General features: G+C 61.8%; 10 protein-coding genes. 6 read left to right on the forward strand and 4 right to left on the reverse strand.

Annotated elements, in window-relative coordinates; translation table 11 throughout:
- Positions 1–5: 5 nt before the first annotated feature.
- Positions 6–1,217 (forward strand): M48 family metallopeptidase, encoded by a 1,212-nt coding sequence (locus tag CHB87_RS06010; RefSeq protein WP_089407427.1) that lies wholly within the window; start codon positions 6–8, stop codon positions 1,215–1,217.
- A gap of 92 nt (positions 1,218–1,309) precedes the next feature.
- On the opposite strand, the gene CHB87_RS06015 is transcribed toward CHB87_RS06010, so the two are convergent.
- Entirely contained in the window at positions 1,310–2,551 is a 1,242-nt protein-coding gene (locus CHB87_RS06015) for an MFS transporter (RefSeq protein WP_217897013.1), read from the reverse strand.
- A 66-nt stretch (positions 2,552–2,617) separates the two neighbouring features.
- Between CHB87_RS06015 and CHB87_RS06020 the strand changes: the two genes are divergently transcribed.
- From CHB87_RS06020 to CHB87_RS06040, 5 genes are all read left to right on the forward strand, one after another.
- Positions 2,618–4,624, forward strand: a complete 2,007-nt coding sequence (locus CHB87_RS06020) for a hydantoinase/oxoprolinase family protein (protein WP_089407428.1) — start codon at positions 2,618–2,620, stop codon at positions 4,622–4,624.
- Positions 4,621–6,240 carry a hydantoinase B/oxoprolinase family protein gene (locus tag CHB87_RS06025; RefSeq protein WP_089407429.1) on the forward strand — a complete coding sequence of 540 codons (1,620 nt, stop codon included), beginning with the start codon at positions 4,621–4,623 and terminating at the stop codon, positions 6,238–6,240. The genes CHB87_RS06020 and CHB87_RS06025 overlap by 4 nt, the downstream gene beginning before the upstream one ends.
- A 71-nt stretch (positions 6,241–6,311) precedes the next feature.
- Positions 6,312–8,336, forward strand: a complete 2,025-nt coding sequence (locus tag CHB87_RS06030) for a hypothetical protein (RefSeq protein ID WP_142988234.1) — start codon at positions 6,312–6,314, stop codon at positions 8,334–8,336.
- A 327-nt stretch (positions 8,337–8,663) separates the two neighbouring features.
- Positions 8,664–9,845: a tyrosine-type recombinase/integrase gene (locus CHB87_RS06035; RefSeq protein WP_089407431.1), complete on the forward strand. Its 1,182-nt coding sequence runs from the start codon at positions 8,664–8,666 to the stop codon at positions 9,843–9,845.
- A 125-nt stretch (positions 9,846–9,970) separates the two neighbouring features.
- On the forward strand, positions 9,971–10,888 hold the full coding sequence (locus CHB87_RS06040; protein WP_142988235.1) for a YaaW family protein: 918 nt from the start codon (positions 9,971–9,973) through the stop codon (positions 10,886–10,888).
- 59 nt (positions 10,889–10,947) lie between these two features.
- On the opposite strand, the gene CHB87_RS06045 is transcribed toward CHB87_RS06040, so the two are convergent.
- The 3 genes from CHB87_RS06045 to CHB87_RS06055 all read right to left on the reverse strand — a co-directional run bounded on the left by CHB87_RS06045 (position 10,948) and on the right by CHB87_RS06055 (position 14,286).
- A complete protein-coding gene (locus CHB87_RS06045) occupies positions 10,948–11,901 on the reverse strand; it encodes a hypothetical protein (protein WP_089407433.1) in 954 nt (317 codons plus the stop codon).
- An 858-nt stretch (positions 11,902–12,759) separates the two neighbouring features.
- A complete protein-coding gene (locus CHB87_RS06050) occupies positions 12,760–13,869 on the reverse strand; it encodes a Fic family protein (protein ID WP_089407434.1) in 1,110 nt (369 codons plus the stop codon).
- 42 nt (positions 13,870–13,911) lie between these two features.
- On the reverse strand, positions 13,912–14,286 hold the full coding sequence (locus tag CHB87_RS06055; protein ID WP_089407435.1) for a single stranded DNA-binding domain-containing protein: 375 nt from the start codon (positions 14,284–14,286) through the stop codon (positions 13,912–13,914).
- Positions 14,287–15,092: the final 806 nt, after the last annotated feature.

The following is a 15,092-nucleotide window of genomic DNA, read 5'->3' on the forward strand; positions in this document are numbered from 1 at the left end:
CACCCATGCGTCATCTTCCTCACCTCGGCCTCGCGGCACTCCTTTCGCTTCCAGCGGCAGCCCTCTGCCAGACGACGCCCGCCGGAACTCCCGCACCGGACACGCAAGCCCCGGCTCAGACTCCCACGGTTCCGGCTCAGACGCCGAATCCCGCGGGTACGCCCGCGCCCGTCCCGACCGATAAGCCCGGCACGCCCGAGCCAACCAAGGCTCAGGACAAGGCTGCGGCGGACAAGGCAAAGAAGCAGACCGACTCGCTGCCGTCGCCTGGCGAGGCGCTTGACCCGAACATCAAGAAGGGGAGCGAGGACGATGTGAACGCCATCGGCACGCGGAATATCAGCGGTCGCGGGCTGGGCAACTGGTTCTCCACCAACTGGGAGATTCGCGTCGGCAAGCAGTATTCGATGGAGATCGAGCGGTCGGCGCACCTGGTGACCGATCCGGTGATCGTCGAGTACGTGAACCGGGTGGGGCAGAATCTGGTGCGGAACTCGGACGCCAAAGTGCCGTTCACGATCAAGGTGATCGACTCGGACGAGATCAACGCCATGGCGCTGCCGGGTGGCTACTTCTACGTCAACTCCGGCCTGATCCTGGCCTGCGACGAGGAGGCGGAGCTTGCCGGCGTGATGGCGCATGAGATCTCGCACGTCATCGCGCACCACGCCGCGCGCCAGCAGACGAAGATGATGTACGCGCAGATCGCGGAGATTCCACTCTATATCTACACCGCCGGAAGCTGGACCGGGTACGGCATCTACGAGGCCGCGCAGCTCGCGATTCCGATGACCTTCCTGAAGTTCGACCGCATGGCCGAGACCGAGGCCGACTATCTGGGCGTCCAGTACATGTACCGCGCCGGGTACGATCCGCAGGCGTTCATCACGCTGTTTGAAAAGATTGACGCGCTCGAGAAGCACAAGCCCGGCACGCTGTCGAAGGCCTTCTCCGACCACCCGCAGACGCCGGACCGGATCGCTCATTCGGAAGACGAGATTGCTACGATCCTGCCCGCGAAGCCCGACTATGTCGTCACGACGAGCGAGTTCGACGACATCAAGGCGCGGCTGGCGCGTCTCGAAAACAAGCGCAAGATCAACGACAAGAACGGCGGTAACAAGCCCACGCTGCGCCGCGCGGGTACGTCGAACAACGATCCGAACAACCCGGCCAATACGACGGACGACCGGCCTACGCTGGGGAAGCGGAACTAGAGCAGAAGCAAAAAGCAGATTCCCTGCGGGAATGACAAACAAGAAGACAACAGCGAAAGCGCCCGTCCTCCGAAATCTGGAGTGGCGGGCGTTTAGCTTTTTGCGGATAGCCGCAGGGTGCTGGCGATCAGTGCGGCGAGCAGGAACGCGCCCGAGGTGATGGTCAGGGCGGAGCTGAGCCCCTGGGACTGCGAGATGCGGCCGATGATGTACGGCGCCGCCGCGCTCAGGATGCGTCCTGTGTTGTACGCAAAGCCCATGGCGGAGCCGCGCAGCGCGGTCGGAAAGAGTTCGCTCGTGATGATGGCGAAGCCGCTGAAGTAGCCCGTCCCGAAGAATCCGACCAGCGGGCCGAGGAGCAGCAGCACGCTTGGGTTCGGCACGAAGACGAAGAGCGGCACCATCACGGCGGCCATCGCAAGGTAGCCGATGTAGGTGTACTTGCGGCTGAAACGGTCGGCCAGATAGCCGAAGGTGACATAGCCGAGGAAGGTTCCGGCCTGCATGGCGATCGTCCAACCGGAGGTTTTGACGATGCTCATGCCGCGTCCACCCTCGGCCGCGGACATGGACAGGAAGCGCGGCACCCAGGTGAAGAGTCCCCAGTAGGCGAAGAGCGTCGCGGCGTTCATGCTGGTGCAGATGAGCATGTTGCGGCCCAGGCTGCCGCGAAAGAGCTCGCCGTAGCGGCTGGCGGCGGGTTGCGTGGCGTTGGCGCGTTCGGCGGTCCAGGCGGCGGACTCATGGAGCCCGCGCCGGAACCAGAGCGTGAGCAGGGCAGGCAGAATGCCGACGAAGAAGACGGGCCGCCAGCCGTAGCGCGGCAGGATCAGCGCGACGATGGCCGCACCCAGCATGTAGCCGATGGCCCAGGAGCTCTGCACCAGCGCGAGCGCCTTGCCGCGATGCTCGGCGGGCCAGGTTTCGGCGACCAGCGCGGCTCCCGAGGCCCATTCGCCGCCCATGCCCAGGCCGAGCAGGATGCGGCAGATCATGAGGGTCGCCGCCGTGTGGGTGAAGCCGCAGGCAGCGGTGAAGACGGAGTAGATCAGCACGCTCAGCGTCAGGGCGCGCGTTCGTCCGAAGCGGTCGGCGAACCAGCCGAAGGCGATGCCGCCGAAGGCCGCCGAGAGCAGCGTGGCGGACATCATCGCGCCGGCCAGTGCGGACGAGAGATGCAGCTCGCGCTGCACCTGGCCGAGCACGAGCGTGTAGAGCATGACGTCCATGCTGTCGAGCATCCATCCCAGCGCGGCGGCGAGCAGGGTGCGTCGCTCAAGGCTCGACGCCTGGGTCAACCAACTGAAGATGCCGTTGCCGGCTGACTGAGTCAAGGCCGCTCCTGTGCGCGCATTTGTTTTAGAGTGCAAAGAGTACGTTGGTTGACTCGATACTACGACATGAGGGAGTCCGATTTGCGGGTGGCGATCGATACCGGGGGGACGTTTACCGATTGCGTGTATCTGCGCGATGGCGCGATCGAGGTGCTGAAGATCGCGTCGACCCCGAAGGACGCGTCCGTGGCGGTGCTCGAAGCTGTTGCGCGCATCGGGGTTGGGCAGCATTTAGACCTGCGCCACGGAACGACGGTCGGAACCAACACCATGCTCGAACGCAAGGGCGCGCGCGTGGCGTTCGTGACGACCGAAGGGTTTGAGGACATCATCGCCATCGGCCGGCAGACGCGCGCGAAGCTCTACGACTGGTTCGCGCCTGTGCCGGTCTGCCTGGCGCCGCCGGAGCTGCGCTTCGGCGTGCCCGAGCGGGTGAGCGCCGAGGGCGAGATCCTGCGGCGGCCAAGCGAGGAGGAACTTGCGGCGCTGGCGGAGCGCATCGGGCAGAGCGGTGCGGAGGCGGTCGCGATCTCGCTGATCTTCGGCTTCGCCAACCCGGAGACGGAGCGCCGGCTGGAGGCTGCGCTGAGCGGTCTTGGGCTGCCCGTCTCGGTTTCGCATCGTATTCTGCCGGAGTTCCGCGAGTACGAGCGCGGCGCGACCACGGTGGTCAACGCCTACCTCGCGCCGCGCATCGAGCGCTATCTGCTGAACCTGCAGCAACGCGTTCACGACGAACATCCGGGCGCAAGAGTCGATGTGATGCAGTCTTCGGGCGGCATCATTCCGGTGCGGCTGGCCGCGCAGGAACCGGTGCGGACGGTGCTCTCCGGACCCGCCGGCGGTGTGATCGGCGCATGCCGGATGGCGAGCCAAGCAGGCTTTCCGCGCATCATCGGGTGCGACATGGGCGGGACTTCGACCGACGTCTTTCTGGCGGACGCGGCTGCTGGCGGCGTCGCGCGCACGCGAGAGTCGAACATTGCCGGCGTTCCGGTCGGCGTGCCGATGCTCGACATCCATACCGTGGGCGCGGGCGGCGGGTCGATCGCGCGCTTCGACACCGGCGGCATGCTGCGCGTGGGACCGGTGTCGGCCGGCGCGGACCCCGGACCTATCTGCTTTGGGCGTGGCGAGCGGCCGACCGTGACCGACGCCAACCTGGTCCTCGGACGACTGGATGTGTCGAGCTTTCTGGGCGGCGGCGTGGCGCTCGACCGGCCGCGCACGGAGCGCGTCATGGCCGGGCACAAAGGCGCGCTCGCGACCGTGGAGGATTTTGCGGCGGGTATCGTGCGCGTGGTCGAAGCGCAGATGGAGAAGGCGATCCGGCTGATTTCGATCGAGCGCGGCTACGATCCGCGCGAGTTCGCGCTCGTGCCCTTCGGCGGAGGCGGACCTCTGCATGCGTGCGCTCTGGCTCGCGCGTTGCGCATCCCGAAGGTGCTGGTGCCGAAGATGCCGGGCGCGCTCTCGGCGGTCGGCATTCTGCTGGCGGACTCGGTGCGGGACTATTCGCAGACGGTGATGCTGGCCGGCGACCGGCTGCCGCATCTGGACGGGTATTTTGCCGATCTTGAACGGCGCGGCGTGGAGGAGTTTGCCAGCGAGCGGCTCCAGGGCGTCGCGGAGTGCAGCATCGACCTGCGCTATCGCGGACAGGGGTATGAGCTGAACGTGCCGTACGACGTCGCGCAGCCGGAGAATGCGGCTGCCGCCTTCCACGACCTGCACCGGCAACGCTACGGCTTCGCCGATCCCCAGCGACCGCTCGAGATTGTGAACCTGCGCCTGCGCATGGTCGCCGCGGCGGAGCCCTACGAGCCGGTCTGGACCGCGCCTCGTCCTGGCGACGGCGCAGCCGCCTGTTTCGCGACGCGCGAGATCTTCTTCCACGACCGATTCGTGCCGGCGAGACTCTACCGCCGCGACCACCTCGTCGCGGGCGACCGGCTCGAAGGTCCGGCGATGATTACGGAGTACACCTCCGCGACGCTGCTTCCGCCGGGCTGCGCGGCGGAGGTCGACGGCTACGGGAACCTCATCCTCCACATCGCAGAGGAGGCGGTATGAAGCTCACAAAAAATGATCCGGTTGAGCTGGCGATCTTTCAGAGCATGGTCCACTCCATCGCGGAGGAGATGGGCGCGGCGCTGCGGAGGACGGCGCTTTCGCCGAATATCAAGGAGCGGCGCGATTACTCCTGCGCGGTGTTCGACGGCCGGGCGCGCGTGATTGCGATGGGCGACCACATGCCCGTCCACCTGGGCTCGATGCCCATGTCGGTCGAGGCAGCGGTTGCGGCAATCGCCTTTGAACCCGGCGACATCGCCATCCTGAACGACCCATACGCGGGCGGCACGCACCTGCCGGACATCACGATGGTGCTGCCGGTCTTTCGGCCTGGCAGTGAGCGGCCAGTTAGCGACAAGCCGGAGTTTTACATCGCCGCCCGCGCGCATCATGCGGATGTCGGCGGCATGTACGCCGGTTCGATGGGCCCTGCGCGGGAGATCTTCCAGGAGGGCGTACGGATTCCGCCGGTGCGGATCGTGCGCGGCGGCGAGCTGAACCGGGAGCTGCTCGACCTGATCCTGCTGAATGTGCGCACGCCGAAGGAGCGAAGAGGCGATCTGGATGCGCAGATCGGCGCCTGCCGCGTGGGCGAGCAGCGTGTGCTGGAGCTGATCGAGCGCTACGATGCCCCGAGGCTGAGCGCGCTGGTCGAGCAGTTGCTGGATTACTCCGAAGAACGTGTGCGCGCGGAGTTACGGACGATCCCGGCAGGAGCCTTCCGGGCGGAGGACTGGCTCGACAGCGACGGCGTGACCGGCGAGCCGATCCGGATCTGCGTCGAACTGCGCTTCGATCCGGCGGATGCCGCGGTGACGATCGACTTCAAGGGTTCGTCCCGGCAGGTGGCGGGAGCGGTGAATGCGGTGCGCGCGATCACGCTTTCGGCCTGTTTCTACGTGCTGCGCTGCCTGATGGGCGACGACGCGCCGGCGACGGCTAGCATCCTGCGTCCGTTGACGCTGGTGACGGAGCCGGGAAGCATCGTCGACGCGCAGCCGCCGGCGGCGGTGGCCGGGGCCAACGTCGAGACGTCGCAGCGGATGGTCGATGTGCTGCTGCGAGCGCTGGCGCAGGCGATTCCGCAGCGTGTTCCGGCGGCGAGCGCGGGCACGATGAGCAACCTCACGATCGGCGGTGTCGACCCACGCACGGGCGAACCGTTCACCTACTACGAGACGGCCGCAGGAGGCATGGGCGCGCGTCCGGGTCTGGACGGCATCTCCGGCGTCCAGACCCACATGACCAACTCGCTGAACACGCCGGTCGAGGCGCTGGAGTATGCCTATCCGTTCCACGTGCGGCGGTACGCCTACCGCACAGGCTCGGGCGGCGCGGGGCAGTTCCGGGGAGGCGACGGGCTGGTGAGAGAGCTGGAGCTGCTGGCCGACGCCGAGGTGACGCTGCTGGCCGATCGCCGGGTCTTCCGTCCCTACGGACTCGAGGGCGGGACCGAAGGCGCAGCCGGGCACGCGTGGCTTGCCCGAGCCGGGGAGCCGCAGGCAGAGGAGCTTCCCGGAAAATGCAGCCTGCGCGTTCCGCGAGGAAGCCGCCTGCGTCTCGAAACGCCGGGTGGTGGAGGATGGGGCGAGGGAGTTGAGAGGCAGGACAGTTGAGAAAGTGTCACACGCGGCGCACGGAAGACGGCCGCGATGCGAGAGGCTGAGTGCATGGGAGTGACCTATCTATGGCTCGTCGTCTCTGCTGGTTGTTGCTGAGTCTTCCGATTCTCGCGGTGTGTCTGCCCGCGCGCCGCGTCAGCGCTCGCGGGGATGCTCGAAGCGCCTACGCCGATGGATATGCCGGGTTGACCCCGCTGCAGCGGCAGGGGCGCGACACGTGGTACGTCTGGACCGGCGGGGATACGGATGAGCAGGGCAATGTCGTGGGGGATCAGATTTTGTGGCGGTCTCTCGCGGTGCGGACGCATGGAACGGTCGACCTGCTGCAGGCGATCGACTCGCGTTACCGGGGCGAACGTTTTCGGCGCTTCGGCGTGATCGACGATCCCGACTGCACCCGGGCGGATACGCCGGACGCATACGGACTGTGGCTCGATGTCTGTGCAAGAGACGAGGGCGTGGGACAGACGGGCGAACCGGCCGGCATCGTCGGTCTGCGAAGGTTCAGGAATCCGAAGTTCGATGCGAATTCATGGGATCTGGCCCGTTATCAGGCCGATCCGGCGAAGGTCGAGCCGCCGTATCTCATCGGCGTGGCCTGCGGCTTCTGCCATGTGGGCTTCAACCCGCTGCATCCGCCCGCGGACCCGGAGCGCCCGGAGTGGCGAAATCTCCATCCGGGGATCGGAAACCAGTACTTCCGCGAGCAGAGGTTCAACACGGCGAAGTATCCGGAGACGCGGGAGCTGAAGCCTGGCGACTTCCGCTGGCAGGTGGCGAACGCGGAGCCGCCGGGAACATCGGATACGTCGCAGGTCGCCACGGATCACATCGATAACGCCAGCACGATCAACTCCATCGCGGACCTGAATCATCGGCCGATGCACACGGTCGTCACCGCCGATGGCGTCTCGCGGCAGGTCTTCCACGTGTTGAAAGATGGCGCGGACTCGGTGGGTTCGGCGTGTCTCGACGATCCGGCGGAGAGGCGCGGCGTAAACGATACGGCGTGCGCCGCGATGCGGGGATATTTGAACATCGGCGTCTGCGCGGGCGTCTGGACGACGCTGCTGGACCCCGTCTACGGAATGTCGCGTGGGCAGACGCCGTTCCACATCCAAAACGCGCGGCGGCAGAGCAAGCCATGCGACGAGAGTTGGACCGAGACCGTGGCCCGGCTGGAAGGGCTGGAGGCGTTTCTCCGGACACTGGCGCCGCTGCGATTGAAGGATGCCGATGGCGGAGAGCAGTATCTGTCGAAGGACGAGGCGCTGCTGAAGCGAGGGAAGACGGTGTACGCGGAGAGCTGCGCGCGTTGCCACTCCAGCAAGCGGCCTCCCACAGGCGCGGCAGGCGACGAGACTCAGTGGTTCAGAGAGGCGGTGCTGCGGGATGATTTTCTCGACGGCAACTACCTCTCGGACGATGAGCGGTATCCGGCGACGGAGATCGGCACAAACGCGCAGCGCGCCCTGGCGACGAATGCGGAGCGCGGACAGATCTGGGAGGAGTTCTCGTCGGAGAGCTACAAAAACTCGCCGCCCCTACGCATTGCGGGACTCGCGGATCCTCTGCATCCGTTGCTGCATCTGCCGCCGGTGCGGGCGACCGGCGGATGCGGTTACTACCGTACGCCGTCGCTCGTGAATATCTGGGCCACGGCGCCATTTCTTCACAACAACGCGGTGGGTCTCTTTAACGGCGATCCGTCCGTGGCCGGAAGACTGGCGGCGTATGAGAGCGGGATGGAGCAGTTGCTATGGCCGAAGCGGAGGCCCGGACGCAGGTCGATTCCGCGCACCACGGAGCGGAGCCGGCTGATCTTTGAAGAGGGCGGTAGCCTGTGCGTCGCGCGGAACACCCCGATCGACCTGATCGCGAACGTCCACGTGAAGCCGGGGCAACACTCTGGACGATCGGGTCCGATGGACAGGCTGCTGTGCGGGATCATGGGCTCCGGCGCCTTGAATACGCTTATTCTGTTCAAGGACAACGTGCCGGACTTCGTCGAGGACCGCGGGCATCCCTTTGGAACGGCTCTAAGCGACGCCGACAAGCGTGCGCTGATCGAATATATGAAGAATTTTTGAGGGGAGTAACATGGCGACCCGGGCAGGAGTCCCGATGCAGAGCGTGGTCCGAAGACTTTGAAGTGGTGACCCGGGCAGGAGTCCAACCTGCGACCTTCGCGTTAGGAGTTGTTACTCCGGGTGTTTGCACAGCGTAGCACAAAATCGCATACGTTGATCAATCGCCAATATCCATAGGGGTTTGGAGTACACTTATATCAGCAGAGCGACGCACACGCTCGCAAGCATAAAAGACGCCAGGTATCCCAATCGGTATCCCACGTTCTATTACCGCACAAAGTTCGCACTATTTGTTCGAGGGTCGCAGGTCAAGAACAGGAGTATTCGATGCCAAGAAAAGTTATCCCCGTTGAGGGGATTTACGAGCGCGAAGAGGGTTCCGGTCTTTGGTACGCAAGATTCAAAATCAATGGCAAGTTGGTACGAAAGTCCTTCGGGAGAAATCGTGCTGCGGCAGTCAATTATGTTGAGAAGGCTCGGACGCTGCGGCGCTCTGGCGAGGGCATCGTTCCCGAGACCGCCAAGCGACCTGTGCTGACAATTCCTGAACTCGAAGTGCTTGGCGGAAGCGTCACTATCAACGACCTGTGCGATGACTATCTCAAGCACGTTCAGGGTCGGCCCGATCTGTTCAAGGATCAGCGCAACCCTCCTCAACGTCTCGACCTAATCCGTGCGGCCTTCGGTCACAGACCGGCTGCGAGTGTTCGGCCCTGGGAGATTGAGGACTGGCTGACCGGCGTCCAACGGCGGAGTACGCGGGGTGACGGGCGACTCACGAAGAAGGCACCGTTGAAGCCTGGCACACTGAACCGGCTCAAGGCACATCTCTCCGCGATCTACCAACACGGCAAGCTCCGGGACAAAGTTCAGGTCAATCCGGCGCGGGATGTGAAGCAGCGGCGAATGAACAACGGAGTGATTCGCTGGCTGAAGCCGGAGGAGGAGGAGCGGCTCCGCGCTGCGCTGCTCAGTCACATTGAGACGAAGGCTCACCTTGCCCAGTATCAGGAGCCGCTTGTGCGGCATCGTCTCTGCGAACTCGATGTAGCTCTGGGAACAGGTATGCGGAAGGGTGAGCAGTACGGCCTCAAGTGGACCGATGTGGACTTCGAGCAGCGCGTCATCACCCTGCGGGACACCAAGAATGGCGAGAACCGTCTGGTCTACATGATTGATGATGTAGTCGCAGCCTTTGAACTTTTGCGGGAGTTGAATCTTGGTCGGCGGGCGGGGCGGAATGATCCTGCTCCGGTTGGTGCTGTGTTCGCCATCGGCGACAACAAGAAGTGGTGGGCGCAGGCGTTGAAGGACGCCAAGATTGAGAACTTCAGATGGCATGACCTTCGGCATACGTTTTGCTCTCGGCTGGCGCAAAAGGGTGTGGGCTTGAAGGTCATCCAAGAAGCTGCCGGTCACAAGACGATCTCGATGTCGGCGCGGTACGCTCACATGGACCAGACGAGCTTGCGATCTGCGCTGTCAGTGCTGAATCGTCCGGTGAGGTAGGGATCACTTAATCAAACGTTTCAAATCGGATGCTAACGACTTGAGACAGATCGGTGCAAACTGGTGAGAAGCGCGCTTCTCACCACCTACTGCATCAGACGCTCCGATCCTGATGGGTTAGCATTTTGGGAATTCAATTGTTTGGTGATTCGATGTCTTTTCCTCTCGCCTTAGCGCCGGAACAATTTATCCCTGCGGTCGGCCACGCAGTGGAACTTCCCCTTATAGCGGAAGACGAGTTGGTCTCCCTCCTGCGACAAGCAGCCGAGTCAGAACTCGACGGTTTGGTCGCATGCCTCGTTGAGCGCGGGGGTATCACCTGTCAGTTAAAGCGCCTTCCGGCTTACAAGTCCAATCATCCCCATCATCGACTGTACGTTGATGACATCGCTGCTGAATTGCAGAAATTCGGTGCCAACACTCTAGCGTCTAGGTTCCGCTCTGGTAGAGGTGTTCTCTACGAGGAGATAGTCCGAGATGTGGCCAAACGTCTTGGTGTTCTGCGGGAAGGTGATACGGCAGAGGTGGAGAAGCGGATCCTTCAGAAGCTTGCCGAGAAGTATTGGGAAGGGGCAACACCAGAGCAACGAACTGCACTTTTGAGACAGGTGGGAGTTCGCGACTTGACGCTCGTCGCCCGGCCCGCGTTACCAGCAGCCGTCATCACCGCCATTCACCTTTCGGGCTTTGCGGCCTACCAACTAACCGTCATCATCGCGAATGCGGTAGCACACGTTCTGTTAGGACACGGGCTTTCCTTAGTTGTTAATGCTGGCCTGACCAAAGGTGTGTCGGTTTTTGCCGGCCCTCCGGGATGGTGTTTGGTTGGCTTCCTGACCGCGCAATCTATCGCTAGTGAAGCTTACCGGGTCACGATCCCTGCTGTCGTTCAAGTAGCGATGATCCGAAGCGCTATCGAAGCGAGGCACGAGCGAGAGTCCAAGCACGGCGCAAAACGTTTCCAGATGCCTCTGAGGTGGTGGATCGTCGCAGGTAGTATCGTTGCACTGATCATCGGGGCGATCCTGACCTTCGCTCGTTGAAGTTCAAGCAAATGCCTTCGCCAGGATCACGAAGTCTGCTCCTTCAAAATCGATACGTCCTAGCCAAATTGGAAGCCACTAGTTGCGCTTGAACGCTTCCGGACCTCAGTAAAGCACTGTCTACAGTGCTCGCAACCGCGCGACTCGACTCCGAATTGAATCGACGAAATGATTGATCCTGTAGGCTTGTTTGTTAGCCAAACCGCAAGATTAGAGAGAAACTCGACGAGACATTGGCGTTCAAGCTGCGCGAAAGCTATTCGTGGTTTGGCTCGGTTACAGACAAATCGCACTTTACCTGTCGCGTGCTTGACCAGATCATAATTTTTTTGGGGATCGCGATTATCCGACGTTCGCTTTATCCCACACCTCCGGTCGTCGTCGTAGCCGGGTAGATGCCCTGCGAAATGCGCGATCGCTATTGATAGCCCGGGAGCCCTGTTCCGCCGCGCTCCGCTCCATCGTTTCGCGGCTCCTTCGAGTTCTGAGGTCATCTTCTGGCCCGGGCGGATCGCGTAGAACGTCAAATCGCAATCAATGGCATCTCTCCACTCATCCTCGCGCAAAACACCTTCAATAATGTTCAAGGCCCGCCCCATACCGGTACCGGATTTGACCTCGTCAATTAGCAGTAGGCGCAAGCGTCGTTTGCCCTGGTCACGCGCTGCGGAAGCAAGCTTTCGAAGGTAGTCTTTAAGACGATCCACGGGTTGACCACCATGATTGAGCCCCCCAAAAATGACTGCGCGGTCGAGAAGTTCGAAAGTCATGTTAAGGTAGGCGAAAGCGAAGTATCCACCGCGAAGGAAAAAGAACACGCGGTCGAACGGCGACTGGCGATCCTGCACGAGAAAGCTATCCCGCACATCCTGTAGCAGCCGACAGTAGTCGAGGAACGCATGGATCGCAACAAACTCAGTGCCCAACGATTCCGCCGATGCTTCGGCCCAGAGTTCGTGAAGGTCGTCCGTCTGCCAATCGGCACTTGGTAATCGCTTAATCGGTTTCATCATCACGCATTCTTTCAGACTCCCTCTAGAGAAGTACTGGGAAGTCGGCTAGCAGGAACGGGGTTCCTGACGAAGAGCGCGTTCGTCAATACCAATCAACGTAGTGATAACGATAGGTCAACTTTGGGCCAAGCTTTTGTACCACGCCCTGGCCTTCTCCCTTGCTATATGTGGTCGTAACGACGAAGGATGTGGTGCCAGATGTATCCGAGCAGAATGTTCCTGTGAACCATCCCGAAACGTATGGCTCGGAGTCTGCAACCGATTTGCAGCAGTCAGATCCTCATGGTTGCTACCGCCCAGAACAACGATGTGCCTCGGCTTTTGCAGAATTGCAGCTCTTCCGAGAAATTCCCAACAGAATTGCTCATATGGTTGCCACTGCTCGTCCGGTATTAGATCCCGGAGGTTACCCGTTGCTGGCGGCTCTCTACGCGCGCCCAATAAGTAATTCACGGCCCAGACGCCGACCCCTGATAGCGGTTCAAGAATGCAGTCAACGGTACGCTGCCACGTATACATAGTCTCGTCTGCATTCGAGATTCGAGATCGTTTGACGTAGTAAGAATACAAGCCAAAATCTCTGCCCAGCAGCATGATCCCATTGGTAGGATCGGTGCCGGCAGCGAAGCCACGCGCCCCGGGATAGTAGCCATTTCCCTCGATGCCGCGGTCGATGTTAACCATTCCGTGCGGATACGGGCAAAGAGCCAACGAAGAGGACAGTGCATCTACTCGCATAAGGCCATCCTAGCGGGGAAAGTAATCTCTGCCAACAAGTGGGTTTTCCTGATGAGTCGGCTTCTCGGATCAGACGAGCTGCCGGTCTGCACCGGCTGTGCTAAATAGGCCATTAGCCAATTAGCGCCTGCCGGCGACGCGCTCCTCAAGTTCATCATTCAAGCGATAGCGGCGAGCCTTCTTCGACGGGTCGGCGATAATCAGAAATCCTTCGGTGACCCAGCGCTGGCATAGGGCTGCTGCCGGTCGCTGCTGGAAGCCGAACAGTTCGGCGATCTCCTTTGCTGTGACTTCGCGCGACTGCCCGAAGAGCGTGAGCGCCTTCCGCTGCTTGGCGTCCAAAGTCCTGAGAAGTTGAGAGCGGTCTGCTGCTCCAGTCTGAGATTCTTTCTTCGCTTGTGCGTGAACTTTCTCAAACGAGGTCGCCATGCCCTCGATGAAGTAGGCAATCCAGCCGGTGAGATCGGCCTCGGCGCGGCCCAGGTGGTAGTTGTGGGACGGCCCGACAGTCAGGGCTTCGTAATAGGCTTTGAGGTCTCGCGCGTAATGCTCCTCCAGGGCGTACAGCCCCTTGAGACCGTAGCCGCCGAGATGGAGTATGAGTGTGGTGAGCAGTCGTGCTGTCCGCCCGTTGCCGTCGTAGTACGGGTGAATGGTGGCGTATTGATAATGGGCTATGGCGGCTTTCAACGGCACAGGCAGCTCGTCCTTCGCGTTGATCCATTCGACCATCTGCGCCATCAACTCCGGGACTGCCTTTGCCTCCGGCGGCATATAGACGATTCGGCTTGTCCGGCTGTCTCGGATGACGTTCTGTTCGTCACGGTAGGGCGTCGGCTTGGCGCGGGACTTGCCATTACCCATGACGAGGGCGTGCAGACTCTGGACGTTCTTCTCCGTAAGGCCAGCTTTGCTCCCGGCAAGACGTTCCACCTCGTCAAGCGCGGCATAGTATCCGCGTACCTCTTGCTGGTCGCGCTCCGGGCCCGGGAAGTGCTGATCTTCGGCGATGATCTGTGCGACTTGCTCTTGAGTGAGGAGATTGCCCTCGATCATCGTGGAGTAGTGCGTCGAATACAGCCGAGCCGTCTCCCGCAGATTCGCCAGTACACGCGGCGTGATGGGCAACGCCTCGATAGCGTGTTTCACCGCCTCGATTCGCATCAACCCGCGAGCGATGGCCGGTGTGATGCTGAAGACGGGCTGAAATCCGGGGTCTTTCGCTGCCATGTCAAAGCCTCAAGATGCGAATAAAGCGTCTTTATCCCGTCTTTATTCTACCGATAACCTGCCGATAACGCCGAAGGTAATTGTCTCGCCAGTGCCGAGACAATTTGAAAAGCACCATCCCCGCGCAACCGGACGAACCGGTCGCACGAAGGTTGCGGTGAGGAGTGGGAGAGTGGCGATGTTGTCTGGCTGGGACTGTGCCTGGACGACTAGCTTGATGCGGGTGCCGGTCTGGAGAGGCTTGGCGAAGTAGCCCTGCTTGCCGAAGGCAACGACGTTGTAGTGAAAGGCTTGGTGGTTGCGGTCTGAGAGGATGGCAACTCCGAAGGCGGTGTACTTGCGGCCGTTCTTAGAGATGCGGCTGGTGGCTGAGTTGCTGACGGTGCCGAAGAGGGTGATGGTCTGTTGGGTCTGCATGGTGTTTCTCCTTTTTGCCCGGTCAATCGGGACACATCCCAAAGGGCGCGAAGGTGGCTGCTCCCAAGTCGTGGCATGGCCGCGTTGCCAAGAGAAGAAGTTTTTGGAAAGGGACCCGGAGCCTGCGAGGGGGGAGGAGTCCAATACCCAAAGGGCGCGGTACGCGAGTTCTGAACGCAGAGCCGAAGGGCGCAGCTTTTACACCGGAGCGGTGGCCGAGTGAACGGAAAAAGAAGAACTATGACCTCAGAACAGGTCTTCCTCTCGCGGGTGCGCTCGTATCATGGAGCAATGACATTCAGCTTCATTCACGCCGCCGATCTCCATCTAGGCAGCCCCTTGGTCGGAATCGCTGCACGAGATCCAGAACTGGCCGCTCGGTTGGCGACTGCAAGCCGCGAAGCCTTCACGGCGCTTGTTGACCAGGCCATTGCACATCATGTCTCGTTTCTGATCGTTGCTGGGGATAATCTGATACGCCACTTCCCGAGGACGAAAGGACGACGTTCGGCTGGCGCGTCGCTGCCCAAACCTCAACGATCCAGAGCACGTTCGAGCCGTCGGCGTCCAACGATGTATCATGGGGAATAAAAGGCGAAAACGAATCGGGGGCTTGGCGGCGAACTATACCCGCCGCACTTGGGAGCCGAACGGAGGCTATCCAGTCGCTCCGCCTTTGCGAGGCTGGTTTAGGCAATAATTGTCGCTACAGGAGACAGGCATGGCAACGAATGACGAACGGATTGTCACGCTCAATGTTCAAGAGGACTTTGCGGAGAAACTGACGACCGGGCGCCCGGTGCAGG

It is taken from the genome of Granulicella rosea, from assembly GCF_900188085.1.
Classification (GTDB): Bacteria; Acidobacteriota; Terriglobia; order Terriglobales; family Acidobacteriaceae; genus Edaphobacter; species Edaphobacter rosea.